Origin of the sequence: Methylophilus luteus, from assembly GCF_042676265.1 — a bacterium.
Classification (GTDB): Bacteria; Pseudomonadota; Gammaproteobacteria; order Burkholderiales; family Methylophilaceae; genus Methylophilus; species Methylophilus luteus.
Genome location: NZ_JBHTKB010000001.1, coordinates 1,506,126 through 1,532,812 on the forward strand (window position 1 = coordinate 1,506,126; position 26,687 = coordinate 1,532,812).

Below are 26,687 nucleotides of genomic sequence, written 5' to 3' on the forward strand. Positions count from 1 at the left end.
GCCAGACCTGGCCCAGCCAACCACGGCCAAGCCCAAATAAGGCCCAGCCATTAAAACTTGATTTTAGAAGTCACTAACGAAGCAGCGGCAGTCCTGGTTTCTACGCCCAGTTTCTGGAACACATGTTCCAGGTGTTTATTGATGGTGCGCGGGCTGGTGCCCAGAATCTCGCCGACATCCTTATTGGTTTTGCCTTTCACTGTCCAGTACAGCACTTCTGACTCGCGCTTGGTCAACTGGAATACTTTGCCCAGTGATTCGATCTGCAATTCATCCGAGTGTTCGCGCAACACGATCACCCATTGCTCCTCACTGGTGTTAGCCACAGTGAGGCTGAGCCGCGCATTACCCTGGTTGACATTCAGGGTCTGCATGGTCTGCCCGGCGGCAAATTGCTGCACACAACTTTCCAGCCACTGGTAGATCATGGGTGGCAGGGTCTGCACCGCGCTATAGGCTTCTTTGGCTACCCATTCGGCAAAATACTGTTCCAGGTATTGCTTGGCTAAAGGCGTTTGCCAGACCAGCCGTTTATCCGCCGGCAAAATGGCGATGGTGGCCTGGCCAAACGCATCCAGCGCCGAAGTGGCCTGATGCATCTTGGTGGCGTTCTGCACATGCGCTTTCACGCGCGCCAGCACTTCTGCCGGGCGCACCGGTTTGGTGACGTAATCGACGCCACCCGCATCAAAAGCCATGGTCACATGTTCTATCTCAGTCAGGCCGGTCATAAAGATCACCGGGATATGCTGGGTTTCAGCCGTGGCCTTGATGCGCCTGCAAGTCGCAAATCCATCCAGGCCAGGCATCATGGCGTCCATCAGGATCACGTGTGGCTGCACCAGGTGTGCGACCTGCAAGGCCATTTCACCAGAATTGGCAACACAGACCTGATAGCCCGATTCATCCAGCGCGTCATGCAGATAAGCCAGGTTTTCCGGCACATCATCCACAATCAGCACGGTATAGTTTGGGTTGGTCATTTTGCATCCTCAATCAAGCGTTGCAGTGTAGCAAAATCAAAGCGTTCCATGGCCGCATTCAGTGCGTTTATCAAAGTCTGATGGTGCGAATATTCGCGCGCCAGCGTAGTCATCACTTCGCGCGCGCCTTTGACATAGCCCACCTTGGCAAACTGCATCAGGTTTTCCAGCAAGTCTTCCGGGATAGCTTTGCTATCGACCGCCGTCACCGCGACGGCGGACTCGACGACCGAGAGCGCCTGCCGGTCCAGGCTGCTATCGACATAGCGCCAGGTCAGCTGCAGCTGATGGCCTACCCAATCCAGCACTTCGTCCAGATTGACCGGTTTGACAAAGAAATCGCGGGCCGGGATCTTGGCCTGGTTATCCAGGCTGCGGTCATAGGCATTGGCAGACACGATAGCGATAGGGATCTGCGAATGGTGCACCTCGCGGATGATATAGGCGGCTTCCCAGCCGTCCATCACCGGCATGGCCAGGTCCATCAATATCAGGTCAGCCTTGACCGCCTGGTACTGGTTGACGCAAGCCTGGCCATTGGCCGCCTCGTGTATGATAAAGCCCAGCGGCTGCAGAGTATCACGCAACAATTCGCGGTCGGCGTCTTCATTATCCACCACCAGAATCGTGCGTGGTGCGCCCTGGTAGCCGGTACGCTGCCGCACTGCCTGTTTGGAAAGATGCGCCGTTTCGCGAATCTGCGGCAGGAACAAGCGGATATCAAAGCGTGTGCCATAGCCGACCACGCTGTCGAAATGGATCTCACCACCCATCAGCTGTGTTAACAGTTTGCTGATGGTCAAGCCCAGGCCCGTGCCGCCTATGCCGACCACATTGGCGGCGCTGCCGCGCTCAAACGGCTCGAAGATCTTCTCGACCTCGTTAGGCGCAATGCCGGGGCCGGTATCCTGGATCTCGATCTGCGCGATCTCGCGTGCGTAGCTGATACGGAAAGTCACGCTGCCCTTGCTGGTGAATTTCACCGCATTGCCGAGGATATTCACCAGTATCTGCATCAGGCGTTTATGGTCTGCGCGCACATACTCCGGCAGAACGCCCACCTGCTCAAAATGAAAGCTCAGGCCTTTGTTCTGCGCCTGGATCTCAAACATGCTGACGATGTGGGTGATAAATTCAGGAAAATGCAGCGGTTTGACATCAAACGCCATTTTGCCGCTTTCAATCCGCGCAATATCCAGCGTGCTTTCTATCAGTGACAGCAGGTGTTCGCCGCCACGGCTGATGGTCTTGATCGCCTGCTTTCTATGGTCGGGGATACTTTCATCATTGGTCAGCAGCTGGGCATAACCGAGGATACTGTTGAGCGGCGTACGCAATTCATGGCTGATGCCGGTGATATAGCGGCTCTTCGCCTGGTTGGCTTCTTCTGCCAGCTGACGGGCTTTTTGCAGCTGGCTGTCGGTTTTCTTGTGCGATTCTATCTCTTCCAGCAACAGCCCGGTCTGGCGGTTGGATTCTTCCTGCGCCACACGGCGGCTGGCGGAGGTGAGTACCAGCCACCAGGCGACGATGCCGCCCAAAAACAGCAGCGCGACGAATATCTTGAGATAACCGAGACGGAAACGCAGCATCAGCTCTGGCGATTCCTGGCCTATGGTCAGCGAATCATGCAGGTAGATCAGGCCTATGGTGGCGCCAAACAACAGCATGGCGATCACCATCAGCAACAGAAAATGGGCGACACCGCCATTCAGGTGCGGCCATAAGCGCTCAGGCAATATCTTTTTATTCAGGGCCTCCCACTGCGCACTGAGCCGCGCCTGCGGTTTACAGGCATCATGGCACCTGGCATCCAGGCAGCAGCACAGCGAACAGATGGCACCACCGTAAGCCGGGCATTGCGCCATATCACTGAGCTCGTATTCGCGCTCACAGATCACACACTGCTTGGTCGCGCCGGCCTGCACATACACCGGGCGCGGCCTGGCCAGGTAGTATTTACCTTTGGTATACCAGGCGATCAGCGGCGACAACAGCAGCGCGGTGAATAATGAAATAAAGGTAGAAAACGATTGGGCGACCACGCCCATGACGCCGGTATAAGCGGCGATAGAGATCGCCGACGCAATAAACATGGCGCCTACGCCTACCGGGTTGATGTCATACAGATAGGCCCGCCTGAACTCTATACCCTTGGGGCTTAAACCGAGTGGCTTGTTGATGACCAGGTCTGCCACCACTGCCGCGATCCAGGCGATGGCGATATTGGCATACAAACCCAGTATCTCTTCCAGTGCCTGAAATACATTCAGCTCCATCAGCACGATGGCGATCATCACATTGAATGCCACCCATACGATACGGCCAGGGTGGCTATGGGTGAGGCGGGCGAAGAAGTTAGACCACGCCAGTGAACCGGCATAGGCATTGGTCATATTGACCTTGATCTGCGAGACGCAGACAAACAGTGCGGTCACCGCCAGCGCGATCTCATGGTTGCTGAACACATGCTCAAACCCCACCAGGTACATATGCGTAGGGTTGACCGCAGAACTCACCGGCATGCCGCGGTTGAATACCAGATAGGCCAGCAACGCGCCGGCCAGCATTTTCAGCATCCCCAAAATCACCCAGCCAGGCCCGGCCAGCAACACGCCCAGGTTCCAGCGCCAGTAATTCTCTTTATTGCGGGCCGGCATAAAACGCAAAAAGTCCACCTGCTCACCCACCTGCGGGATCAACGCCACACCCACCGCCGTCGCCGCACCAAACATCAGCCAGTTGAAATGGCCGCCATTGGCAGACACCCCGGCAAAATCACTGAGGCGGCTGACCACATCCGGGTCTGCATGCAGGATAGCGAAAAAAGGCAGGAACATCAGCGCGATCCAGATCGGCTGCGTGATCATCTGGATGCGGCTGATCAGCGTGACCCCATGCGTGACCAGCGGGATCACGATCAGTGCACTGACCAGATAGCCCAGATATAGCGGCAAATGGAAGTACAGTTCCAGCGCATAGCCCATGATCGCCGCTTCCAGCGAAAACAGGATAAAAGTGAACGAGGCGTAAATAAACGAGGAGATGGTAGAACCGATATAGCCAAAGCCGGCGCCACGCGTCAGCAGATCCATATCCAGCCCGTATTTGGCAGCGTAATAGCTGATAGGCAAACCGGTCAGAAAGATGATGACCCCCACCGCCAGGATAGCCCATAAGGCATTGGGGAAACCGTAATTGATGGTGATGGTGCCGCCAATCGCCTCCAGCACCAGAAAAGAGATCGCGCCCAGCGCCGTATTCGAGACACGCAGGATAGACCATTTGCGGAACGCACGCGGCGTATAGCGCAAGGCATAATCCTCTATGGTCTCGTTGGCGACCCAATTGTTATAGTCGCGACGGATTTTGACGATACGTTGTATCGGTTCGGCAGTGATCTCGCTAGGTATTCCGGGAGACGGCGTAGACAATCAATAACCCTTTAATGATGGCAGGTTTTAATAAGCAGCCTGCGGCGATGCACCCCAGGCCAAAACATTCCCCACGCTATATTAAGGTCTGCAGGACAATCAATCATTACGTTAATTGACGTAGCGGCGAAAGGCAAGCAACATCACAGGCCTTTACATCAAAAAAGCGGACCTGCAAGATCCGCTTTCTGCACCTGCATTTTTAAGCTAGCCGCTTCAGGCAAGCAGCCAGTAGGTGCCCAGGCCCACCATCATGCCGCCCAGCAATTGCGTGCCGGCTTTCAGCCACAGCTGTTGCTGGCGCCCCAGGATCCAGCCCAGGCCATGCAGTGTAGCCGTTGCCAGCATCATTCCGGCTAGCGCAGCCCAGCTTTGTCCAAGCTCAACGCCATGCACATACCCATGCGCCGCCGCGACTAAAGCAACTACACTGAACTGCACCCACCTGGATAACTCAATGCGTGCGACCAGCAAACCACCCATCACCAGCACACTGGCAGCCACCATCACCTCAGCCAGAGACAGCGGCAACCACACCATCGCCAATGCCGCAAATATTGCCATCACGCTTACAAACAATACCGGCAATTGCCAGCCTTGCTGTGACTGCCTACGCACCGCCCAGATACCGAGTGACAGCATCACCAGCAAATGATCCCAGCCGGTCAGCGGATGCAGAAACCCGGTGGCGAACCCTGCGCGCAGGTCATGTCCAGGATGTGCATATGCCACACCCGATAACACACTAGCCCCGATACCTAAAAGAATACTTTTTTTCATAGAATCTTCTCCCACAACATTCAATTACTCATAGATTATTTAACTTGCCAGCAGCGCTCTGCTAAAAATGAGCGCTACGCGTTTGTGGCAAGGCGTGTCGGCGCAGACAGTACACACAAGTACGGTAAGCCGGCAACAACACCATCATTTGTAGCGCATCCCCTAGTTCTGCTAAAAATGAGCGCTACGCGTTTGTGGCAAGGCGTGCCGGCGCAGACAGTACACACAAGTACGGTAAGCCGGCAACAACACCATCATTTGTAGCGCATCCCCTAGTTCTGCTAAAAATGAGCGCTACGCGTTTGTGGCAAGGCGTGCCGGCGCAGACAGTACACACAAGTACGGTAAGCCGGCAACAACACCATCATTTGTAGCGCATCCCCTAGTTCTGCTAAAAATGAGCGCTACGTGTTTGTGGCAAGGCGTGTCGGCGCAGACAGTACACATAAGTACGGCAAGCCGATAACACCACCATCATTAATAGCGCATCCCTTATTTCTGCTAAAAATGAGCGCTACGCGTTTGTGGCAAGGCGTGCCGGCGCAGACAGTACACATAAGTACGGCAAGCCGGCAACAACACCACCACGGACGCGTAGCGCTCATTTTTCACTGCATGAGGCCTTGTTTTTCGATGAAAGCGACAATCTCCTCCAGCCCCTGCCCACTCTTCAAATTGCTGAAAATAAAAGGCTTTTCACCACGCATGCGTTTGGCGTCCTGATCCATCACTTCCAGCGAAGCACCGACCATAGGCGCCAGGTCTATCTTGTTGATCACCAGCAGATCAGACTTGGTGATGCCGGGGCCACCCTTGCGCGGGATCTTCTCGCCAGCCGCCACATCGATCACATAAATCGTCAGGTCAGATAACTCGGGACTGAACGTCGCCGCCAGGTTATCGCCACCACTTTCGACAAACACGATATCCAGGGTCTGGAAACGTTTGCTCAACTGCGCGACCGCCTCCAGATTCATGGAGGCATCTTCGCGGATCGCCGTATGCGGGCAACCGCCGGTTTCCACACCGATGATACGCTCAGGAGATAGTGCCTGATTGCGCGTCAAAAATTCGGCGTCTTCCTTGGTGTAAATATCGTTGGTCACCACGGCAATGTTGTATTGCTCGCGCAAACGCTGACATAAGGCCAGCGTCAGTGCCGTTTTACCGGAGCCGACCGGACCGCCGATGCCGACGCGCAATGGCTCCTTAAAGTCGGTGACGGCCGGGGTGGGTGTATCAAACTGGGTATGTATTTTCATGATCTGAATAACCTGCTGTATTGTGTTTCGTGTTGACAGCCAGCGATGCTGAGTAAGGGATTGAAATTACTCATGGCATCATCCGGCAAAGCCATGGCGTCCGCTACCACTTGTGGCAACTGTGCACCCATGGCCAATAAGATTGTTTGTCCGGCCACCTGGCCTAACGGCACGGTTTTCATGGCAGCACTGGCCTGATTCTCCAGCCAGCCCCACACATAACCATGCAAAGCCTGTTCAGGCGCGATCTGCCAGTGCTGGGCAATGGCAGCGTATAAAGTTGGGAAAGCGGGCGACGCCAGGGTGTTGACCTGTGCCACCAGTGTTTCTGACATAGGTTTGAGGTCATTCAGCAAACGGCGCAAGGAATAACCCATCTGCCGAGTTTCTGCCCAACCTTCTGCCGTATCGCGCCCGGCCTGGTAAAAACTGTCCCACGCCTGCACAGCGTCCAGGTCTGCTGCCTGCCAGGCCTGGTATAAGCGGTATAACACCGGCAATTCAAACCTGGCCTGGTAGATCTGCAAGCTGTCGCTTATCCAGGCCTGGGCAGAAGCGACATCTTTCACTTCACCTGATTCGATCGCCCATTCCAGCCCTTGCGAATAGCAGTAGGCACCCACCGGCAGCATGGGGCTGGCTAATTGCAATAAGCGGCTGAGTGCGAGGGCATTTGCCATCTAAACACCTTGCCCTTTGCTACGTGGGCGTAGCGATTGCAAGCCATCGTCATCATGACTGTGTCTATGACCGCCACCATAAGCGCCCGCTTCAGGTTCAAACGGTGCCTGCACTTCGCTCACCTGCATGCCCAGCCCGATCAGCATATCGCGCAGCACATAGTCCTGTTCCAGCCGTAGCCAGCCATCGCCGATCTGCAGCGGCACGTGCCGGTTTCCCAGATGATAGGCGGCACGCATCAGATCGCGTGGCGTGGGTGCGATCACGTTATAAACAGGCTCTTGTGCGGCAACGATCTGCACTACCAGCTGGCCATCCTCAGACCGGATCAGATCGCCACCACGCAGAATAATGCCACGACTTAAAAATAGCGCAGCTTCATTGCCTGAGGCGAGTTTCACGCGCAGGCGACTCTTCTGCCGCAGGTCAAAAGGCAGTTCAAGTGTGTCGTCTATATGACCACTGACAGTAATACGTTCGGTTAAATGAATCATGATCAAAAGAGGAAATAACGTTGTGCCATAGGCAATACTTCCGCTGGCTCACACACCAATGGCATGCCATCGGCAAGCACTTCATAAGTTTCTGGGTCGACGTCTATCTTGGGCATCCAGGTGTTATGTACCATGTCGGATTTTTTCACACCGCGCGTGCCTTTGACAGCGACCAGTGTTTTTTGCAGCCCCAGTGTTTTCAGCTCAGGATTATCCAGCCCGGCTTGCGAAACAAAGGTCACTGCTGTTTTCAGGCCGCCGCCATAAGCACCAAACATGGGGCGGTAATGCACAGGTTGCGGCGTGGGGATAGAAGCATTCGGGTCACCCATGGCAGCGGCAGCGATCATGCCGCCTTTGATGATGGTAAAAGGCTTCACGCCAAAGAATGCGGGTTTCCACACCACCAGGTCAGCCAGTTTGCCGACCTCGACCGAGCCGACCACATGCGAGACACCGTGGGTAATGGCCGGATTAATCGTGTATTTGGCGATATAGCGCTTGATACGGAAATTATCATTGCCAGGGCGGTCTTCAGCCAGCGGGCCACGCTGTATCTTCATTTTATGCGCGGTTTGCCAGGTGCGTATGATCACCTCGCCGACACGGCCCATGGCCTGCGAGTCAGACGACATCATGGAGAATGCACCCAGGTCATGAAAGATATCTTCAGCAGCAATGGTTTCGCGGCGGATACGGCTTTCGGCAAACGCGATATCTTCGGCGATGGCCGGGTCCAGATGATGGCAGACCATCAGCATATCCAGGTGCTCATCTATGGTGTTGACGGTAAATGGCCGCGTCGGATTGGTCGACGAAGGCAATACATTCGGGTAACCCGCTGCCTTGATGATATCCGGCGCATGGCCGCCACCCGCGCCCTCGGTATGAAAAGTGTGTATGGTGCGGCCCTTGAAAGCGCCTATGGTGGTCTCGACAAAACCGGATTCGTTCAGGGTATCCGAGTGTATGGCCACCTGCACATCCATTTCGTCGGCGATGCTCAGGCAGTTATCGATCGCCGCCGGGGTGGTACCCCAGTCCTCATGCAGTTTCAGGCCTATCACACCGGCCTGCACCTGTTCGCGCAACGGTTCGGGCAGGCTGGCATTGCCCTTGCCGAGAAACCCCAGGTTCATGGGAAAAGCATCCGCCGCTTGCAGCATGCGGTGTATATGCCACGGCCCTGGCGTACAGGTGGTGGCAAAGGTGCCAGTGGCCGGCCCGGTGCCGCCGCCTATCATGGTGGTGACGCCGGACATCAGCGCTTCTTCAATCTGTTGCGGGCAGATAAAGTGGATATGTGTATCTATGCCGCCGGCAGTGATGATCATGCCTTCACCGGCGATCACCTCGGTACCGGCACCGATCGCAATCGTCACGCCGGGCTGGATATCCGGGTTGCCGGCCTTGCCTATGGCGGAAATATACCCGCCCTTGATGCCGATATCGGCTTTGACTATGCCCCAGTGGTCTATGATCAATGCATTGGTGATCACGGTATCGGCCACTTCAGCCGCCAGCCCCTGCCCCTGCCCCATGCCGTCACGGATGACCTTGCCGCCGCCAAACTTTACTTCTTCGCCATAGATGGTGAAATCTTTTTCCACCTCCACCCACAACTCGGTGTCTGCCAGCCTCACCTTGTCGCCAACGGTGGGGCCGAACATTTCGGCATAAGCGCGTTTATCCATTTTGACTGTCATTATGCTTTCCCTACCTTATTTCAATGCACCCATGACTTTTGCAGCAAAGCCATAGACCTCGCGCTTACCGACCAGATTAACCAGCTGCACGGTACGGGTCTGGCCTGGTTCAAAACGCACAGCGGTGCCTGCGGCGATATTCAGACGATAACCGTAGGCCAGCTGCCGATCAAATGACAGCGCTTCATTGGTCTCGTAAAAATGATAATGCGACCCGACCTGTATAGGCCGGTCACCCTTATTCGCCACATCCAGCGTCATCGTTTCACGGCCAGTGTTTAATTCGATGTCGCCTGCTGCGACCTGCATTTCGCCGGGAATCATCAATTGCTCCAGTCGTTTTTTATTTGGTTTTTAGTCATTGCTTGTTTTTCACTTAGCTAAGGCAAGCATGAATTTCCATAAGATCAGTTAATGATCAAAATGGATGAAGTGCAATGCGCCCGGAGCACAGAAACCGGAATGTACATACAGTACATGAGGATTTCGAGCACCGCGCAACGCCGCAATTCCCTATTTTCATACTCACTCAGGCATGGTGCTGCAAGCGTGGAGGGCAAGGCGCTCAACCGCAGACAGTACAATCAGTACGGCAAGGTTGAGCAACACCGCCATCCGCGCTTGCAGTGCCATGCCTTTACGGGATTGGGTGGTGGACGGTGACTAGCTTGGTCCCATCCGGAAACGTCGCCTCCACCTGTATATCCGGGATCATTTCCGGCACACCTTCCATCACTTCATCGCGCGCCAGCAAAGTGGTGCCATAACTCATCAGCTCGGCCACGGTTTTACCATCGCGCGCGCCTTCCATGATGGCGGCCGAAATAAAGGCCACCGCTTCCGGGTAATTCAGTTTCAGACCGCGTGCCTTGCGTCGCTCGGCTAACAGTGAGGCGGTGAAAATCAATAATTTATCTTTTTCTCTTGGGGTTAATTCCATAGATTCATTCTCTGATCATATTTTTTGCTATCAGGTATTCCAGATACGCGGCCTGACCGCGTCTTTTTGATAATACCATGGCCGCAACAGGTGCCAGCATTGCTCGAAATATTGCCTGGCCTGCTGAGAAGCATGGCCGACATAACGTATACAAAGCACTTCTGGCAACGCGGTGATACCGACTTTAGCATCGGTGACCACGATCTCGCGGCAGGCTTGCAATACTTCGTCTGGCACGGCTCCCGCACAGACCAGAAAAGTGCCGAATACCGCGGCATCTGCCAAACCGACGCGGCTGGTTTTTAGCAGATCACCGGCTTGCATAAGTGCGCGTTCGTTCCAGATCAACTGACCATCACGCGCGATGCGCTGATTCAACTGATACAGGCCACGCTGCCATACTTCCTGCTGCGCCTGCCGTCCCAGGCAAACAATGTCCCAGCTGGCAAAAGTCGCATCTGCGGCTAAATGGATATCAGCGCTAAACCCGACTTCAGCCGCATCAAACAGGATATTTTCTTGCGGAAACCATTCCAGGCCACTAGCGGCAGCTAACTGAAACTGCAGGGTCTGCGTCGCTTTGCTGCCGTGCGCCTTATACCATTTGCCTGCACCAGGCGTCGTCAACAAGGCCCTGGCACCCTCACCTACCTCCACTTGCAGATGCAGCGCATCACCACCCGCAACTCCGCCCGGCGGATGCACCACCACCGCATGACAGATATCCTCACCTTCAGGGTGCAGGCTTTTCTGCACCACCAGCGGGCCTTTATGTAGCCTATGCGCAAGATAAGAACGGTCATCGCGCCTGGCAAAGCCCAGTTCTAGCTTGGCCTGCCAATGTTTTACGGTTACCGTTTGCGCTGGCGATGTTGTCGTATGCTTCAAATCATCCATCACGGCATCATGCCACAGCTGATAAAATTATTTTCAATAGTTGCCACAGAGGACACAGAGTTCACAGAGATTTCAAACCTAAACATGTGTTGAATGTAACTTTTCTCTGTGTGCCACAGCTCATCAATAATTTTTTAATACTTGCCACAGAGGTCACAGAGAGCACAGAGATTACCCACCTCAACCGAGGTATTGAATTAAGCTTTTCTCTGTGACCTCTGTGACCTCTGTGACCTCTGTGACCTCTGTGTCCTCTGTGGCTTAAACGGCGTTGCTATCGCAGGCTTCAAATCGTCCATCACGGCATCATGCCATAGCTAAGAAAATTATTTTTAATACTTGCCACAGAGGTCACAGAGAGCACAGAGATTGCCAACCTCAACCGAGGTATTGAATTAAGCTTTACTCTGTGAACTCTGTGTCCTCTGTGGCTAAAACACACTTACACAGAAAGGTAACTTTTCACCTTGGCAGCATCGACATTGTCGCGGGTGTCTTCGTGGATAAAGCGGCCTTTATCGATGACGATGATGCGGTCAGCCACTTCCATGGTGAAACTCAGCACCTGTTCAGACACGATGATGGTGATCTCACGCATTTTGCGGATCTCGTTCAGTACCTTGGCGATATCCTTGATGATAGAAGGCTGTATGCCTTCGGTCGGTTCATCTAGCAACAACACTTTCGGGTTAGTCACCAGCGCACGCGCGATCGCCAGCTGTTGCTGCTGACCGCCGGAGAGGTTGCCGCCCTTGCGTTTGCGCATCTCGTGCAGCACCGGGAACAAGGCAAAAATATCATCGGGGATCTCGCGGCTGGCGGATTTCTCCAGTCCGGTCTCTATATTTTCCTGTACCGTCATATTCGGGAATATCCAGCGGCCTTGTGGTACATAGGCCAGACCTTTCATCACCCTGTCATGCGTGGCTGCGCCCTGCAGATCGACGCCATCGACTGTAGCCTTGCTGGCTTTGCTCGGCAAAATGCCCATCAGTGACTTGAACAAGGTAGTCTTGCCCATGCCGTTACGGCCCATGATGGCCAGGGTCTCGTTTTTGTTGGCTTTAAAATTCAGGCCATGTATCACCTGACTTTGGCCATAACTCACCTGCAGATTTTCAATTTCAAACATGCTGTGCTCCTTTGATGGCCTGACCCACTTAATGACCTAAATAAACTTCAATGACTTTTTCATCAGCCTGCACTTTTTCCATAGGCCCTTCGGCCAGGATCTTGCCCTGATGTAATACGGTGACCTTGTGCGCGATCTTCTTCACGAATTCCATATCGTGCTCGATGACGATCACTGACCGGTTCTGGCAGATGCGGTTAAGCAGCTCGGCAGTCTGGTCGCGCTCCTTGGCGCTCATGCCGGCCACCGGCTCATCCAGCATCAACAGTTCAGGCTCTTGCATCAGCAACATGCCGATCTCCAGCCATTGTTTCTGGCCATGGCTGAGCAGGGCCGATTCCATGTCGAGGAATTCGGTCAGCATGATGTCTGCCGCTACTCTGCGCACCTGGTCTTCTACTTCCTGCGTGCGTTTAAAGGTCAGGCTGCCAAACACGCCACGGCCTTTCGGGTATGACACTTCCAGGTTCTGGTATACCGTCAGGTTTTCATAGATGGACGGATTCTGGAATTTACGGCCTACGCCAGAACGCACGATCTCGTGCTCTGACAGCTTGGTCAACTCGGTATTGTTAAACTTGATAGAGCCGGCGGTGGATTTGGTCTTGCCGCAGATCAGGTCCAGCACCGTGGTTTTTCCGGCACCGTTAGGGCCTACCAGTACCCGTAATTCGTTTTTATCGATATACATGGTCAGGTTATCCACCGCTTTAAAGCCATCGAAGGAGACGGTCAAATCTTCTACTGCCAAGACGAAGTCGGTATTACTCATGCTTCTGCTCCTCTCAATTTATTACTCTCAATCGCAGAAGTCGCATCTGCTTTCTTGCGGGTTGCTTTATTGGTGGCCACAGCGGTAGAGTCGGTGGCCAAGGTCGTTTCAGCCAGTGTTTCGGTAAGTACTGCTTGCGCTTCTACCTTAGAAGTACTTACCTCAGGCTTTTTTGCAGACGCGGCCTTGTCTTTGAACCAGCCATATTTAGTCGCGTATTTATCCCAGATACCAGCCAGACCACTAGGGAAGAACATCACCACCGCGATAAACAGCCCGCCCATCAGGAACAACCACATTTCAGGGTAGGTTTCGGAGAACACGGTTTTACCGTAGTTGACCAGCAAGGTGCCGTAGACCGCACCCACCAGTGAGGCACGACCACCCACGGCACAGAAGATCACCATTTCGATCGATGGCACGATACCGACAAACGAAGGTGACATAAAACCGACCTGCAGGGTGAACATGGCACCGCCGACGGCAGACATCATGGCCGCCAGGCAGAAGATAAAGATCTTGAAATTGGAGACGTCATAACCGGAGAAGCGCACGCGTTCTTCTTTGTCACGCATCGCCAGCAGCAACATGCCGAACTTGCTGCTCATGATGTATTTAGAGAGGAAGATCGCGCCAAACAGCAACAGGCCGTTCACAAAGTAGAGGATATATTTGGCTGAGTCACTACGGATATCCCAGCCCAGCATGGTACGCAAGTCTGTCATGCCGTTCACGCCACCGGTATAGCCTTGCTGGCCGACGATGAGTATGCTCAGGATCAGGGCGACCGCCTGGGTGATGATGGAGAAATACACCCCGCCCACCCGGCGTTTGAACATGGCGTAACCAATGATGTAGGCGAACAAGGCCGGGATCGTCAGCACGGCAAAGATGGTGAACGGCAAGCTCTTGAACGGCTCCCAGAACCATGGCAATGCGGTCAGCTGGTTCCAGTCCATAAAGTCGGGGATACCAGGGGTAGACTGTATCTTGGTACTCAGTGGGTCTGAAGCTTCCAGCTTGAGGAACATGGCCATGGCATAACCACCGAGGCCGAAGAAGATGCCCTGGCCCAGACTCAGGATACCGCCATGCCCCCACAGCATGACCAGGCCGACAGCGACAAACGCGTAAGTCAGGTATTTACCAATCAGATTGAGGCGGAAGATATCTACCCCCAGTGGCAATACGACGAAGATGATCGCTGCCAGCACCGCCAGGCTGATCACACCTTCTTTGCCACCCAGTAACGGGCTGGCTTTCATTTTTTCCCATAATGTCATCAAGATTCTCCTCTGTTGATGCGTTGATTCTATTGCGGCAGGGCAAAACACTTAATACGTTCATTTACTTATGGAAATGCTGAATGATTGCCTGTAGCAACAATAGCTGCATCAAAATAACTGCTCTGCCCGCCCGTCATTCTGGCGCAGGCCAGAATCCAGGTCAGTATCCACGTAGCACCTCGCCTGGATTCCGGCCTGCGCCGGAATGACGAGAGTAAACAACTGAAGGCAACACACACTATTTCAAAGCTTGCATGTCATAAGCTTCAAGAAAACCAAGTACAGCGCATCCTGATGGGAACCGGTTAGGGTTCTCATCGATTAATCACGTTTATTTACGCAGTTTGGAGGCAAACAAGCCCTCTGGTTTCATCATCAAAATGCTGACGATGACGAGCAAAGTAGATACCTTGCCCATAGAGCTGGTCATGAAGAATTGCAGTATCGATTGCGCCTGGGCGATACCGAAGGCCGAAGCAATAGTACCGACGATGCTGGCAGCACCCCCGAACACCACCACCATAAAGCTGTCGACGATGTACAGCGTGCCTGTAGTCGGGCCGGTAGAAGCAATGGTGGTAAACGCAGCCCCGGCAATGCCGGCAATGCCGCAACCCAGCGCGAATGTCACGCGGTCGACCTTGGCGGTGTTAATACCTACAGCACCGGCCATGGTACGGTTTTGCACGGTGGCACGTACACGCAGGCCCCAGCGTGACTTATACATAAACATATACACACCAAAAGTGACCAGCGCTGCCAGCACCATGACGAACAAACCGTTGATAGGAATATCGATATCCGGTGTTGGATTGACCGAACCCAGCATCCACTCCGGCAATTCGGCACTCACTTCTTTGGCACCGAATGAAGAACGGAAGATCTGCTGCATGACCAGGCTTAAGCCCCAGGTGGCCAGCAAGGTATCCAGTGGCCGCTTGTAGAGGTGCCGTATCATGATGAATTCAATGAAATAACCGACAGCGAACGCCAGTAAAAAGGCGATCACAATGGCAAATATAAAGTAATAATTAGTGAAACCGTAAGTCGCGGCCACTTTGGAAAGCATGACTGTGGTGTAAGCACCTATGGTCATAAACTCGCCGTGCGCCATGTTGATCACACCCATCTGCCCGAAAATAATCGCGAGACCTAGTGCCATCAGTAGCAACACTGTAAACATGCTCAGGCCCGAAAAGCCCTGCATCACCACAATATTGCCTATTTCTGCCATCGAATAACCAAACATAGCGGTCTCCTGTTAAATGCAATTTCTATAATGAATCTGTATTGAGTTTGTTACTTGCGCCAAACGGTAGCCGGGGTTACCGGCTACCGTGTCAGCTATTTAAGACAACACCAGTTTATTGGTAGCCTTTTGGAAATGGATCAGGTTTGATGTAACCAGAGGTGTAGACCACTTTAGCCTGGCCATCTTTGCCCCACTGACCAATACGCAGTTTAGTCGTCAGGTGATGGTTAGCTTCTACAGTCACAGGGCCTTCAGGTGCATCTTTGAACTCGTAGCCAGGCAATGCTGCTTGTACCTTGTCTACATCAAAGCTACCTGCACGCTCAACTGCAGCCTTGTACAACCATGGGCCCAGATAAGCAGCTTGTGTCACGTCGCCGATCACAGCATCTTTACCCCAGCGTTTTTTGAATGCTTCAACAAATTTCTTGTTTGCATCATTGTCTTGCGACTGGAAGTATTTCATTGCTGAGTAGAAGCCAGCCAGGTTTTCGCCACCAATGCCTAATACTTCATCTTCAGTCACCGAAATGGTCAGCATGGTCTGTTTGCTGGAGTTCAGGCCAGCTGCGTTCAATTGTTTGAACCAGGCCACGTTACTGCCGCCCACTACCGCTGCGTAGATCACATCAGGTTTTTTCAGTTTGATCTTGTTGATCACAGAACCGAACTGGGTGTCACCCAAAGCGATGTACTCTTCGCCTACCACTTTGCCGCCTAGATGTTGCTCGATATGTTTACGCGCAATCTTCATGGAAGTACGTGGCCAGATGTAGTCAGAACCGATCAGGTAGAAAGTTTTGGCTTTTTTCTCTTTAGCGATCCAGTCCAGACCTGCCAGGATCTGCTGTGTCGCTTCCTGACCTGTATAGAACACGTTTTTAGACTGCTCTAAGCCTTCATAGAAAGTCGGGTAGAACAGCAAGCCGTTGTCTTTTTCAAACACGGGCAAGGCAGCCTTACGTGAAGCAGATGTCCAGCAGCCCATCACAGAAGCCACTTTGTCTTTTTCCAGCAGTTTCTTCGCTTTTTCAGCAAAAGTCGGCCAGTCTGAGGCGCCATCTTCCTGCACGACTTCGATCTTGCGACCCAGGATACCGCCCATGGCGTTGATCTGCTCGATCGCCAGTTTTTCAGCCTGGATAGAACCTGTTTCACTGATCGCCATGGTGCCGGTGGCGGAGTGCAGGATACCGACTTTTACGGTGGTGTCAGTCACGGCCAGGCCGGTGGTGTTCACTTTTGCTGTTGGATAATCTGCAGCAAATGCGTGTCCGGTAACGAGACCCGCTGCCATCATGGCACCTAACATTGCGCCTTTGATAAAACCCCTTCTGTTCAAGGTACTCATTACATTCTCCTTTAAAAACAATTAACTACAAAAATAGATCACAAAAACTACTGCAATTTTTTACTATGAGGACTATGTCCAGGCTAATGGCCTATCATCCATGGCCTGGCTGTTTTCTTGGTTTGCATCTGCATCGCCGGTTTGCCGTCATCCGGGTTCACCTTGGTGGTGGTTTTGCAGGTATGTGAGCCTGTGCAACCACAACTTGAGCGCCGGCCACTGCGTGGCTCGTGGGCAGATTTCTCGTTACGTTCATATGCGGACCGTTGCTGTTTGCCCATGATGGCCAGTTTGGGCACCGACAGGATGCGCGGGCTTTCAGAGCCACAGCACTCACAATCGGCTGGCAAACTGGATTCACTCATTTTGCGTAGCGCGGTAAACACGCCACAACTGTCACACTCATATTCGTAAAGAGGCATCTGCTTTTCCTTATGCAAACTGTTTAAACATCACTGCTAGTGCCCGGTGTTTAAGTACTTGGCGCTACATTGATGCCAGGCGGCACTTCGATCTTGGGTCCGTCAGCATTCGGCCGGATATCAAACTCGAAAATCTCGGTCGGCACCCACAAGGTCGCACACGCATTCGGGATATCGACAATGCCGCTGATATGCCCTTCTACCGGCGCCGTGCCCAGGATGGCCACCGCCTGTTCACCGCTATAACCGAATTTCTTCAGGTACTCGATCGCATTCAGGCAAGCCTGGCGGTATGCAACGTGCACATCCAGGTAATGCTGCTTGCCTGCTTCATCTACCGAGATACCTTCAAAGATCACATAATCGCGATAAGTCGGTGAGATAGGGCTAGGCTGGAAAATAGGGTTCTTGATACCGTATTTCTTGACGCCGTCCTTGATCAGACTGACCTTGATATCCAGGTAACCGGCCATCTCAATCGCGCCGCAGAAGGTGATCTCACCATCGCCTTGTGAAAAGTGCAGGTCACCCATAGACAGGCCGCCGTCTTTCACATACACCGGGAAATACACTTTAGAACCCTTGGTCAGGTTTTTGATATCGCAGTTACCACCGTGGTCACGCGGCGGCACGGTACGCGCACCTTCAGCCGCGGCTTTGGTGGCTGCCTCGCCGGATAAACGGCCCATCACCGCAGACTTAGGCTCAGGTGGCAGTGCCAGTGCTGGCACGCGGTCAGGGTCGGTGGCGATCAGCGCAGCTTCGCGCTCATTCCAGGTTTCCAGTAATTCGCGTGATGGCAGGCAACCGATCAAACCCGGGTGCATGATGCCGGCATAACGTACTTTAGGTACATGGCGCGAAGTGGTGTATACGCCATGGAAATCCCAGATCGATTTGCTGGCCTTAGGGAAATGGTCAGTCAGAAAACCGCCACCATTTTCTTTGGCAAACAGGCCGTTAAAGCCCCATTGCTGGTCTTCAAAAGTACCTACGTCCAGGATATCCACCACCATGAGGTCGCCCGGTTCAGCCCCTTCGACCCCGATAGGGCCGCTCAGGTAATGCACCTGGGTCAGGTCCACGTCACGGATATCGTTGGCGCTGTCGTTGTTACCGATCTGGCCGCCGGTCCAGTCCATGCACTCGACACGGAACTCGTCACCAGGCTTGACCATGGCGATCATAGGCAGGTCCGGGTGCCAACGGTTATGGATCTGACCGTCCTGCTCCCAGGGTTTTTTATCCAAATCCAGCTTCACTATTGTTTTCATTACGCTCATCTCCTTTGTGAGAAAGGGTTATAAGGTGTTGATTAAAATTGCATCTGTAATGCAAGTTTGAAGAAATTGTCAGTAGACGTTGTAGGCGTATCGGTTTTGCCTACAGTCGCGGTGATGACTGAGTTGTATGGGGCAATCACGTAGTTCGCACCGATCTCGAAACGTTTGGTATCAGCACCGGTACGAGTGTTCACACTGCCACCAGTAGTCAAACCATCCGCATCAAATTTCTGGTAACGGACGATAGGCATGACCTTGCCCCAACCGATTGGATCGTTGAACAGGTAACCCAGACCAGCTGAATAAGCCTTACCTTGCTCAGCTAGGAAGACATCATCAGTGTCGTAGTAGTAGTAAGCCGCTTCGGCAGAGAATGTGCCTGGACCTACGTCTTTTTTCTCAAGCAAGAAATCAACACTGTAGGAAGTGTAATCACCTACAACTCCCGCCAATGTACTGATTGCGCCATCTTTTTTCATACGTCCGGCAATACCGATAGCCAGAATGTCCTTAGCACCAAAATAATTACCAGTACCGTAGTAGCCTGGTTCAGCATCCCAGAAATCAACTTGTACTCGACCGGCATACATCAATTTATCTTTTACTGCGGCATTTTCTTGACCGCCTAAACGTGCGCCAGCAGGACCACTGAAGCGGAAAATGTTGTCGCCTTCAAATGCGCCGAAAGAAACTGCCACGTGGTCTTCCATAAAGCTGGTCACCACAGCCACACCGTCATCACGGCCGATCACGCCACCGTTCCAGCCGTAGCGGGAAGCGATGTTTGCCCAGTAGCCACCACCCATGGAGTAGTAAGGGCCTGCCATGTTGGCGCGGTCACTAGGAGAGAGGAAACGACCAGCCCAGATAGACACTTCAGGCGTCACCTGGAACTGCACGTTGGCATCAATTACTTCAAAGTTACTGCCTGCAGAACCACCACCTGATTTCTCGGTGTTCAGCATGCCCTTTATGTATTTATTGAAAGAACCTGACAAATACAAACGCGCACTATCCAGCGCAAAATCGTTGGAGCGGTCACGCCCGTTATTGGCTGCATCTTCAACAGAGTTATAACTGGTGATAAAACCAAAGCCGGCACTGATATACTTATCTTCGCCAAAACTGATAGTGGCACCCGCATTTGCCAATTGCGCACCCAGGCCAAAAGCCATTGCTACTGCAGTATGCAAGGCACATTTTTTAATATTCATCATCTAAAACTCCCTTTCTCGTTAACTTCAAACAATCACAGTCGATCAAAACTTGTGCTCAGATTAACGACAGGCAGGTGTAGGACAAATACGTCAATTTGCGTAGGATGTGAAATACCAAACACCGCTAGACTGCACATAACAAATTGATCACGGGGCTAGCAATGCGTCTTTTAACTTACTTAGTTTTAGTGGCTTTATTACCTGGCTGTGGCGAGGTTTCATACAAGCGCGGCGGTTCACAACAAGATATAGACAGAGCGCACCAGGCCTGCCGTGGCAGCGGCGATCAGCTCGCCGCCTGCCTGGCAGAGCAAGGCTGGCAAAAACCAAAAGTTGACGCCATGGACCCGCTGTTTGCGACGATAGAAACCCGTGACAACCGAGCGGAAGTCATCAGCAAGCCAAGTCCATTTATTGAAATCACACCCGAAAAAAAGCAAAAACCAGCCACCCCGGCTGTTGTAAAACCGCCACAGGCTGATGCAACGCTTCCAGCCCAGCCTAAACAGGTAGCAGCACCCGCCGCCCAGGCGACAACCACTGGCACAACAACAGAAGATAAAACAGACAAGCCCGCCACCCACTCAACGGTGAACGACGGACCGGACGTGGCATACGCGATCAATTCATGGTGGAAAATGGGCGCTTTCCCAGACAAGCTGAAACAGGATCAAGTCTCCTGCGAGAAAAAACTGGGGCCGGATTATTTACCCGACTACAAAACGCAGACCTTTAAACGCGCCTTTGTGGTGTGCATGCATGATTTGGGATGGATGGCGATACGGAATATTAAATAAGGTATCGCTTTAATAAGTTACACGCAGGAAAATTGCACTGCATTTTCCTGCGTATTTTTAGGTATCACTTTAATCAACATTTTTTATCTGCTTCTTTATTAGGATAAATTCCTAACCAACTGTCAGCGCATTCTGACATTGCTATCAGATTTATGAGACTACTTTCCTTTTCGACAGATTTTTAAAATGCCCTCAATGCATTTATTTCATGCTTAATTAATGAGCATGTTTATTTGAGAGGGAATACCATGATAAAAAATGTAGCGATGGGTGTAGTATTTTTAACAACTTCAGCGCTAGCCTTCGCAGATGGCGTAGCAGTCAGCATAGGCCAGCCAGGCTTTTACGGGCAGATCGTATTGGGCGACCCCTACCCGCCACCGCAGGTCGTATATGCGCAACCGGTGATCATACAGCCACCCCCAGTCGCGGTGGTGCAAGCCCCTATGTACCTGCGTGTGCCGCCAGGCCAGATGAAAAAATGGTCACGCTACTGTGGCCGCTACGGTGCCTGTGGCAGACAGGTTTATTTTGTGCAGGATTCCTGGTACCAAAACGTATATGCGCCTCGTTATGTGAGTTATGCGCATGATCATGGTGATTACAGGGGAAGAGACGACCACCACCATGACTACCATGACCATAAAGGGCACGGCCCCAAACACGGTGATCGTGGACCGGGCAATGGCAAAGGGCGTGGAAACGGTAAAGGCAGGGACTAAGCTTTAATCGTACTAGCTCACATCTGAGCTGACAGTGACCCACTTCTCAAAGGGCCTGTCAGCTCAGCGTGACTGAATATTGCCTAGCAGGGTAACTGACACTCTGCCCCAATAGCTCAGCCAAATTCCTGCCAAGACCTATGCCATTAGGTGTGATAATCGCTTCCATCGACTAACCTTTCAGATGATTGTTTATGAGCTAACTGGTCTGCACTAGCACATGCAAACTGATTGCTCTTAAACAACTTATCCAGAATTGTTTAACAAAGTTTAATTAAAATATTCCGCAAAGATTTGAGCTACGTTTTCGACTGGTAAAAATATAATGGCTTGAACTTTTTTTCAGGCTAGCACTCTCACAGCATGAGTGCTAAAATAAGTTTAAACCTCTTCTTTCACAAGGAGCTTTACCATTACCGCTTTGACTATACCTGTTGTTTCATCCGCTGATAGCCTGGATAAATACCTGCAAACCATTAAGCAGTTTCCAATTTTGACGCCTGAAGAAGAATACAGCTATGCCACAAGCTTGAATAAGACTGGTGACCTGGAATCTGCGCGTGCGTTGATTGTGTCGCACCTGCGCCTGGTGGCTAGCATTGCGCGTGGCTATAGTGGTTATGGCCTGCCGCAAGCCGACCTGATTCAGGAAGGTAATATTGGCTTGATGAAAGCAGTGAAACGTTTTGACCCCGAGCGCGGCGTGCGTCTGGTTTCGTTTGCCATGCATTGGATCAAAGCCGAGATACATGAGTACATCGTGCGCAACTGGCGTCTGGTGAAAACCGCGACGACCAAGGCGCAACGCAAGCTGTTCTTTAATCTGCGCAGCATGAAGCAGGGTTTTGAAACATTAAGCCCGGATGATGTGCATCGCATTGCCACTGAATTGAATGTGAAGCCTGAAGAAGTGGTCGAGATGGAGTATCGCCTGAATGGTCAGGAGATTCCATTAGATGCGCAGGTGGATGATGACGGCGAGGATGTATATAGCCCTATCGCTTATCTGCAGGATGAAGGTCCCGAGCCTTCTGCTTTGCTGGAAACACTGCAAACCGAGCATATGCAGACTGAAGGTCTGAGCAATGCCTTGCAACAGCTGGACGAGCGCAGCCGCCGTGTATTGCAGGCGCGCTGGTTGACTGAGGGTGATGTATCAACCTTGCATGAACTGGCTGCCGAGTTCAATGTGTCTGCCGAACGTATACGCCAGATCGAGCAAAAGGCAATGCAAAAGATCAAGACTTATATGCTGCAGAGCAATTAGTACTGCAAAGCACAACAAAAACGGGTGCCCAGGCACCCGTTTTTGTTTCTGCATCGCTTAACTGCTATTCTTTTTAAGCTGCCTGTACGATAAGCTCTTCGTGCTGCAAGGCCTGCAGTGCTTTACCATTGAGCTGATCCAGTTCTGCCAGTTGCTGGCGTATGGATAACTCCACCTGCTCCAGATCGGCGATGCGCTCTTCCAGCGTGTCAGTCGCCTGGTAGATACGTTTGATACTTTCCACCCGGCGTTTCAGTTGCACATGGTGCTCGCGCATCTGGCTTTCCATGGGCGCGATCACCGCTTTCAGCCAGCTTTCGGCATCACGGTTGGCAGCCTCATATTCGAGGATCACATGGCTGGCCAGCGTTTCAAAAAACTTGCTGGTCAGGGTGAATTTCTCGTGCGCGATCATATTGAATGTGGTGTTGAATTGGTCGCGGTATATGGTTTCCAGTTTGTTCAGCGCCTTGAGATAGCGTGAGGTAGAAAATGGCGGTGGTGTTTTTTGCAGTAGGCCATGCTCTTTAGAGAATTTTTCATACATGGCTTCCATCATCTTTTTGATTTCAAGCACATGCACGTCGGCTTCCATCATGCGGCGCTTGAGGTCACTGAAAAAGTCATCCATGGCCTGGCGCATGGTTTTGGTAAACGAGGCCTTCATCATATTGTCACGCGTTTCGCGCACTTTGTTCTTGAGTGCAGGCATGCCCAGATGATGGAACAGCTGGTTGGATTGCACTGAAAACACGCTACGCAATGCCTGGTAGCGTTGCAAGCCTACTTCAAAATTGACTTTATCCTGTTTGACCTTGCGCATCATTTGCGCAATCACGTCTTCATTCTTGCCTTGCAGGCAACGCAGTTCTTCCGTTTGATCGATGACGCTTTGCAAGCGGGTTTCCAGCACGCTGCGCGTTTGGGCAACCATGTCTTCGATCTCACTATGTATGCTTTCACGCACGATCTCCTGTTTGGCAGGGATCAGTTCTTCAGATAGATTTTTTTCTAGTTGCAGCAAGCGGCTTTTCGCCAGTAACTGGTGATCGCCGGTGACTTTAGCCAGCAGGCCTTTCTGCGCCGAAGTCGGCAAGATCTGCTCACGCGCCAGCCCCAGCAATTCGGCAGTGGTCTGTAACTGCCGGTAAAGCTCGGTCTGCACTTCATCATCCGTTTTCAGCGGGTCCCACAGACCGTCTATCTTGTTCAGTACCGCCATGCGGCCTTTTTGTTTCCAGCGCGCGCCACTGATATAACGGCGCCAGACTTCCATTTCTGATTTGGTGACGCCGGTATCGGCACCCAGTATAAACAGCACTGCATGTGCATTCGGCAACATGCTCATGGTCAGTTCCGGTTCCGCGCCTATGGCGTTCAATCCCGGGGTATCCAGTATCACCAGGCCCTGTTTCAGCAAGGCATGCGGGAAATTGATCACCGCATAGCGCCAGCAGGGGATCTCCATCAGGCCATCTTGCCCTATCAGCATCAGGTCGTCAGGATGGTCCGGGTGGTATAAGCCCAGCGTCTGCGCTTCTTCGCGCGTGACGCGCCGGGTGCGGCTGACTTCTTTAAAGGCTTCGACCATGCTCTCGCGCGAGTGGGCGTCAAACTCGATCACCGACCAGGCCTGTGGCATGCGGCGGTATTCACTGATGGAAATCTGGTTGGCGTTGCTTTCTATAGGCAACAGAGAAAGGCTGACCGGCTTGCCCAGGTCATAGCGCAACTCGGTGGGACACATGGTCGTGCGCCCGGCACCCGAAGGTAATAAGCGATGGCCATAATCTGAAAAAAAGATGGCGTTGATGAGTTCGGATTTACCACGGGAAAACTCGGCCACAAATGCGACCGTCAGTTTATCCTCCCGCAAGCGGTTGAGTTGCTGCTGTATACGTTCTTCAAGTTGCACATCGCTGAGTTGCTTATCAGCCAACCAGCGCCGATACTCCCCCAATACATCAGCAATCGTGTCACGCCAGCGCGTATACAAATCAAATTGTTGTGCCAGTCTGTTATTTTCCATAGGACCTGCTTAATCGTTATTCGGTAACCTACTTAGGATCGCCTGTTTTTTGCTAATCTATCACGATTTCATAAAAGTTCAAATAAATCATGTAGGTATAGCCATTAATTCATAAATAAAATGAATTATCAACCATAAGATTAGACTTATACGCATTTATGCGTAGGTGGTTGTCATCTGCTATCATGCGCATTAGTCATTAACGGCCTGAAACACGACTTTCTTCAATCTTATGAGTGGTCTTCAACCTGATTCCCCCATCCCTACCCTGATCCAACTGCATCAGGGCTCGCGCTTGCTGGAAATTCATTTCGATAACGACACCGAATGCATGCTGTCATGTGAATTTTTGCGCGTGTATTCACCTTCTGCCGAAGTGCGCGGGCATGGTGCCGGGCAGGAGACCCTGCAGATCGGCAAAGAGCTGGTCAACATCAGCGCCATCGAACCGGTGGGCAGATATGCGATCAAACTGATCTTTGATGACGGTCATGATACCGGCCTCTATTCATGGGATTATTTGTACTACCTGGCCCAGCACTATGAAAGCCTGTGGCAGGACTACATCACCAAACTGACCATCGCCGGGCAACCGCGCAAGGAAACCTAAACATGCAAGACACGCCAGAACAGCAAAAAACCACCCACTTCGGCTTTGAGACTGTCGCCGAACAGGACAAGCAGAAAAAAGTCGGCGAGGTGTTTCATTCGGTCGCGCAAAAATACAACATCATGAATGACGTGATGTCAGCCGGCTTGCACCGTTTGTGGAAGCGCTTCGCGGTCGATGTCAGCGGCGTGGGCCAGGGCGACAAGGTGCTGGATATCGCCGGCGGCAGTGGCGACTTATCCAGCCTGTTTGCAAAAAAAGTCGGCACCCAGGCCGCGCACAACCCCGGCCAGGTGATACTCACAGACATTAATGCTTCTATGCTGGGCGTAGGCCGTGACCGCATGATAGATGCCGGGCTGACCGTGCCTGCCGCGCAATGCAATGCCGAAACGCTGCCGTTTGCCGATGAAAGTTTTCATTGCGTCATCGTCGCCTTCGGCTTGCGCAATATGACGCATAAAGACAACGCCCTGCGCGAGATGCAGCGCGTGCTCAAACCGGGCGGCCGCTTGCTGGTGCTGGAGTTCTCCAAAGTCTGGCAGCCGCTGGAAAAGCTCTACGACACCTACTCTTTCAAACTGCTGCCCAAGCTGGGCAAATGGATAGCCAATGACGAACCCAGCTATCGCTACCTGGCAGAAAGCATACGCATGCACCCAGACCAGGAAACTCTCAAGCAAATGATGCATGACGCCGGGTTTGCCAAAGTGGATTACTACAACCTGACCGCTGGCGTGGTTGCCTTGCACAAAGGCATCAAACTCTAATTCTATGTTTAAACCATTGATTCAATTTGTGCTGCAGCACCTGATGCAGCAGAACGACTGGACGGCACCCCTGTTACAACCTTACGCCAACCAGACCCTGGGCTTTGACTTCAAGGTGGCGCAGGTCAACCTCACCATACTGCCTAATGGCGAACTGGCGGTCGCCGCCGATTCTGCCACTGCCGATGCCCGCATTCATTTGCCGCCCAGCCTGGTCATGCGCTTGCTGCGTAAAGACCCGCTGGCCGCCAGCCTGATCAAGATCGACGGCGACGTGGCGCTAGGCATAGAAGTAGGCAAGATACTGTCTGCCGTGCGCTGGGACGTAGAGGGTGACTTAAGCAAAGTCGTCGGCGATATCGCTGCCTACCAGGTGGTTGAACTTGGCCAGGAGAAATTCAAACGGCTACAGGCTAATGCCAAAAACGTGGGTGAGATGCTGGTGGAATACTGGCAGGAAGAACAGCCGCTGATCGCTAAAAAAACCAGCATAGAGCACTTTAACCAGTCTGTAGACCGCTTGCGCGAGGACGCAGACCGCCTGCAATCGCGGGTCGCCAAACTGCTGGCCGCTGCCGCTACCTCAGAAAGCCGATAAAC

Annotated in this window: 25 protein-coding genes; 6 read left to right on the forward strand and 19 right to left on the reverse strand. The window is 52.5% G+C overall.

Going from position 1 to position 26,687, the window contains the following annotated elements; genetic code table 11:
* Positions 1 to 50 precede the first annotated feature (50 nt).
* The 18 genes from ACFQ1Z_RS07010 to ACFQ1Z_RS07095 form a co-directional block, all read right to left on the reverse strand.
* Positions 51 to 983 (reverse strand): response regulator, encoded by a 933-nt coding sequence (locus ACFQ1Z_RS07010; RefSeq protein WP_379056601.1) that lies wholly within the window; start codon positions 981 to 983, stop codon positions 51 to 53.
* On the reverse strand, positions 980 to 4,417 hold the full coding sequence (locus ACFQ1Z_RS07015; RefSeq protein ID WP_379056602.1) for a hybrid sensor histidine kinase/response regulator: 3,438 nt from the start codon (positions 4,415 to 4,417) through the stop codon (positions 980 to 982). Before ACFQ1Z_RS07015 ends, ACFQ1Z_RS07010 begins: the two co-directional genes overlap by 4 nt.
* A 216-nt stretch (positions 4,418 to 4,633) precedes the next feature.
* A complete protein-coding gene (locus tag ACFQ1Z_RS07020) occupies positions 4,634 to 5,197 on the reverse strand; it encodes a HupE/UreJ family protein (RefSeq protein WP_379056604.1) in 564 nt (187 codons plus the stop codon).
* 608 nt (positions 5,198 to 5,805) lie between these two features.
* Positions 5,806 to 6,459 (reverse strand): urease accessory protein UreG, encoded by a 654-nt coding sequence (gene ureG / locus ACFQ1Z_RS07025; RefSeq protein ID WP_379056605.1) that lies wholly within the window; start codon positions 6,457 to 6,459, stop codon positions 5,806 to 5,808.
* Positions 6,456 to 7,139, reverse strand: a complete 684-nt coding sequence (locus tag ACFQ1Z_RS07030; protein WP_379056607.1) for an urease accessory protein UreF — start codon at positions 7,137 to 7,139, stop codon at positions 6,456 to 6,458. Before ACFQ1Z_RS07030 ends, ureG begins: the two co-directional genes overlap by 4 nt.
* The gene (ureE, locus tag ACFQ1Z_RS07035) at positions 7,140 to 7,634 is read right to left on the reverse strand and encodes an urease accessory protein UreE (RefSeq protein ID WP_379056608.1); all 495 of its coding nucleotides are present in this window, start codon (positions 7,632 to 7,634) and stop codon (positions 7,140 to 7,142) included.
* Between the two features lie 2 nt (positions 7,635 to 7,636).
* Positions 7,637 to 9,340 (reverse strand): urease subunit alpha, encoded by a 1,704-nt coding sequence (gene ureC / locus ACFQ1Z_RS07040; protein WP_379056610.1) that lies wholly within the window; start codon positions 9,338 to 9,340, stop codon positions 7,637 to 7,639.
* A 15-nt stretch (positions 9,341 to 9,355) separates the two neighbouring features.
* Positions 9,356 to 9,664 (reverse strand): urease subunit beta, encoded by a 309-nt coding sequence (locus ACFQ1Z_RS07045; protein WP_379056611.1) that lies wholly within the window; start codon positions 9,662 to 9,664, stop codon positions 9,356 to 9,358.
* Positions 9,665 to 9,977: 313 nt separating this feature from the next.
* Positions 9,978 to 10,280: an urease subunit gamma gene (ureA, locus tag ACFQ1Z_RS07050; protein ID WP_379056612.1), complete on the reverse strand. Its 303-nt coding sequence runs from the start codon at positions 10,278 to 10,280 to the stop codon at positions 9,978 to 9,980.
* A 30-nt stretch (positions 10,281 to 10,310) separates the two neighbouring features.
* Positions 10,311 to 11,177, reverse strand: coding sequence for an urease accessory protein UreD (locus tag ACFQ1Z_RS07055; RefSeq protein ID WP_379056614.1), 867 nt, complete (start codon positions 11,175 to 11,177; stop codon positions 10,311 to 10,313).
* A 442-nt stretch (positions 11,178 to 11,619) separates the two neighbouring features.
* Positions 11,620 to 12,309 (reverse strand): urea ABC transporter ATP-binding subunit UrtE, encoded by a 690-nt coding sequence (gene urtE / locus ACFQ1Z_RS07060; RefSeq protein WP_379056615.1) that lies wholly within the window; start codon positions 12,307 to 12,309, stop codon positions 11,620 to 11,622.
* Positions 12,310 to 12,337: 28 nt separating this feature from the next.
* On the reverse strand, positions 12,338 to 13,081 hold the full coding sequence (urtD, locus tag ACFQ1Z_RS07065; protein WP_379056616.1) for an urea ABC transporter ATP-binding protein UrtD: 744 nt from the start codon (positions 13,079 to 13,081) through the stop codon (positions 12,338 to 12,340).
* A complete protein-coding gene (gene urtC, locus ACFQ1Z_RS07070) occupies positions 13,078 to 14,364 on the reverse strand; it encodes an urea ABC transporter permease subunit UrtC (protein ID WP_379056617.1) in 1,287 nt (428 codons plus the stop codon). The genes urtD and urtC overlap by 4 nt, the downstream gene beginning before the upstream one ends.
* Before the next feature lie 334 nt (positions 14,365 to 14,698).
* Positions 14,699 to 15,616, reverse strand: coding sequence for an urea ABC transporter permease subunit UrtB (urtB, locus tag ACFQ1Z_RS07075; RefSeq protein WP_379056618.1), 918 nt, complete (start codon positions 15,614 to 15,616; stop codon positions 14,699 to 14,701).
* Positions 15,617 to 15,731: 115 nt separating this feature from the next.
* On the reverse strand, positions 15,732 to 16,970 hold the full coding sequence (gene urtA / locus ACFQ1Z_RS07080) for an urea ABC transporter substrate-binding protein (protein ID WP_055867838.1): 1,239 nt from the start codon (positions 16,968 to 16,970) through the stop codon (positions 15,732 to 15,734).
* 83 nt (positions 16,971 to 17,053) lie between these two features.
* Positions 17,054 to 17,392 (reverse strand): FmdB family zinc ribbon protein, encoded by a 339-nt coding sequence (locus tag ACFQ1Z_RS07085; protein ID WP_379056620.1) that lies wholly within the window; start codon positions 17,390 to 17,392, stop codon positions 17,054 to 17,056.
* Positions 17,393 to 17,442: 50 nt separating this feature from the next.
* Entirely contained in the window at positions 17,443 to 18,666 is a 1,224-nt protein-coding gene (gene fmdA, locus ACFQ1Z_RS07090; RefSeq protein WP_379056622.1) for a formamidase, read from the reverse strand.
* Positions 18,667 to 18,707: 41 nt separating this feature from the next.
* Entirely contained in the window at positions 18,708 to 19,892 is a 1,185-nt protein-coding gene (locus ACFQ1Z_RS07095) for a porin (protein WP_379056623.1), read from the reverse strand.
* A 143-nt stretch (positions 19,893 to 20,035) separates the two neighbouring features.
* Here ACFQ1Z_RS07095 and ACFQ1Z_RS07100 point away from each other — a divergent pair, with 143 nt between their 5' ends.
* From ACFQ1Z_RS07100 to rpoH, 3 genes are all read left to right on the forward strand, one after another.
* Entirely contained in the window at positions 20,036 to 20,689 is a 654-nt protein-coding gene (locus ACFQ1Z_RS07100; protein WP_379056625.1) for a hypothetical protein, read from the forward strand.
* Between the two features lie 248 nt (positions 20,690 to 20,937).
* Positions 20,938 to 21,411 carry a hypothetical protein gene (locus ACFQ1Z_RS07105; protein WP_379056626.1) on the forward strand — a complete coding sequence of 158 codons (474 nt, stop codon included), beginning with the start codon at positions 20,938 to 20,940 and terminating at the stop codon, positions 21,409 to 21,411.
* Positions 21,412 to 21,832: 421 nt separating this feature from the next.
* Positions 21,833 to 22,678, forward strand: coding sequence for an RNA polymerase sigma factor RpoH (gene rpoH / locus ACFQ1Z_RS07110; RefSeq protein ID WP_379056627.1), 846 nt, complete (start codon positions 21,833 to 21,835; stop codon positions 22,676 to 22,678).
* A 73-nt stretch (positions 22,679 to 22,751) separates the two neighbouring features.
* Here the strand turns inward: rpoH and ACFQ1Z_RS07115 are convergent, their stop codons facing one another.
* A complete protein-coding gene (locus tag ACFQ1Z_RS07115) occupies positions 22,752 to 24,707 on the reverse strand; it encodes a dynamin family protein (RefSeq protein ID WP_379056629.1) in 1,956 nt (651 codons plus the stop codon).
* A gap of 232 nt (positions 24,708 to 24,939) precedes the next feature.
* On the opposite strand from ACFQ1Z_RS07115, the gene ACFQ1Z_RS07120 reads away from it, so the two are divergent.
* From ACFQ1Z_RS07120 to ACFQ1Z_RS07130, 3 genes are read left to right on the forward strand one after another with little or no spacing between them, the layout of a single operon-like run.
* The gene (locus tag ACFQ1Z_RS07120) at positions 24,940 to 25,317 is read left to right on the forward strand and encodes a gamma-butyrobetaine hydroxylase-like domain-containing protein (RefSeq protein WP_379056630.1); all 378 of its coding nucleotides are present in this window, start codon (positions 24,940 to 24,942) and stop codon (positions 25,315 to 25,317) included.
* Between the two features lie 2 nt (positions 25,318 to 25,319).
* Positions 25,320 to 26,087 carry a bifunctional demethylmenaquinone methyltransferase/2-methoxy-6-polyprenyl-1,4-benzoquinol methylase UbiE gene (gene ubiE, locus ACFQ1Z_RS07125; RefSeq protein ID WP_379056632.1) on the forward strand — a complete coding sequence of 256 codons (768 nt, stop codon included), beginning with the start codon at positions 25,320 to 25,322 and terminating at the stop codon, positions 26,085 to 26,087.
* A gap of 4 nt (positions 26,088 to 26,091) precedes the next feature.
* Positions 26,092 to 26,685, forward strand: a complete 594-nt coding sequence (locus tag ACFQ1Z_RS07130; protein ID WP_379056633.1) for a ubiquinone biosynthesis accessory factor UbiJ — start codon at positions 26,092 to 26,094, stop codon at positions 26,683 to 26,685.
* Positions 26,686 to 26,687: the final 2 nt, after the last annotated feature.

Bases quoted from the DNA above. Each gene is read 5' to 3' on its own strand.
- urtC (WP_379056617.1), bottom strand. From the start codon at position 14,364: ATGACATTATGGGAAAAAATGAAAGCCAGCCCGTTACTGGGTGGCAAA.
- fmdA (WP_379056622.1), bottom strand. From the start codon at position 18,666: ATGAAAACAATAGTGAAGCTGGATTTGGATAAAAAACCCTGGGAGCAG.
- urtA (WP_055867838.1), bottom strand. From the start codon at position 16,970: ATGAGTACCTTGAACAGAAGGGGTTTTATCAAAGGCGCAATGTTAGGT.
- ACFQ1Z_RS07020 (WP_379056604.1), bottom strand. From the start codon at position 5,197: ATGAAAAAAAGTATTCTTTTAGGTATCGGGGCTAGTGTGTTATCGGGT.
- ureA (WP_379056612.1), bottom strand. From the start codon at position 10,280: ATGGAATTAACCCCAAGAGAAAAAGATAAATTATTGATTTTCACCGCC.
- ACFQ1Z_RS07045 (WP_379056611.1), bottom strand. From the start codon at position 9,664: ATGATTCCCGGCGAAATGCAGGTCGCAGCAGGCGACATCGAATTAAAC.
- ureE (WP_379056608.1), bottom strand. From the start codon at position 7,634: ATGATTCATTTAACCGAACGTATTACTGTCAGTGGTCATATAGACGAC.
- ACFQ1Z_RS07105 (WP_379056626.1), top strand. From the start codon at position 20,938: ATGATAAAAAATGTAGCGATGGGTGTAGTATTTTTAACAACTTCAGCG.
- urtD (WP_379056616.1), bottom strand. From the start codon at position 13,081: ATGAGTAATACCGACTTCGTCTTGGCAGTAGAAGATTTGACCGTCTCC.
- ubiE (WP_379056632.1), top strand. From the start codon at position 25,320: ATGCAAGACACGCCAGAACAGCAAAAAACCACCCACTTCGGCTTTGAG.
- ureG (WP_379056605.1), bottom strand. From the start codon at position 6,459: ATGAAAATACATACCCAGTTTGATACACCCACCCCGGCCGTCACCGAC.
- ACFQ1Z_RS07130 (WP_379056633.1), top strand. From the start codon at position 26,092: ATGTTTAAACCATTGATTCAATTTGTGCTGCAGCACCTGATGCAGCAG.
- urtB (WP_379056618.1), bottom strand. From the start codon at position 15,616: ATGTTTGGTTATTCGATGGCAGAAATAGGCAATATTGTGGTGATGCAG.
- ACFQ1Z_RS07030 (WP_379056607.1), bottom strand. From the start codon at position 7,139: ATGGCAAATGCCCTCGCACTCAGCCGCTTATTGCAATTAGCCAGCCCC.
- ACFQ1Z_RS07120 (WP_379056630.1), top strand. From the start codon at position 24,940: ATGAGTGGTCTTCAACCTGATTCCCCCATCCCTACCCTGATCCAACTG.
- ACFQ1Z_RS07085 (WP_379056620.1), bottom strand. From the start codon at position 17,392: ATGCCTCTTTACGAATATGAGTGTGACAGTTGTGGCGTGTTTACCGCG.
- ACFQ1Z_RS07115 (WP_379056629.1), bottom strand. From the start codon at position 24,707: ATGGAAAATAACAGACTGGCACAACAATTTGATTTGTATACGCGCTGG.
- ureC (WP_379056610.1), bottom strand. From the start codon at position 9,340: ATGACAGTCAAAATGGATAAACGCGCTTATGCCGAAATGTTCGGCCCC.
- ACFQ1Z_RS07095 (WP_379056623.1), bottom strand. From the start codon at position 19,892: ATGATGAATATTAAAAAATGTGCCTTGCATACTGCAGTAGCAATGGCT.
- ACFQ1Z_RS07010 (WP_379056601.1), bottom strand. From the start codon at position 983: ATGACCAACCCAAACTATACCGTGCTGATTGTGGATGATGTGCCGGAA.
- urtE (WP_379056615.1), bottom strand. From the start codon at position 12,309: ATGTTTGAAATTGAAAATCTGCAGGTGAGTTATGGCCAAAGTCAGGTG.
- ACFQ1Z_RS07055 (WP_379056614.1), bottom strand. From the start codon at position 11,177: ATGGATGATTTGAAGCATACGACAACATCGCCAGCGCAAACGGTAACC.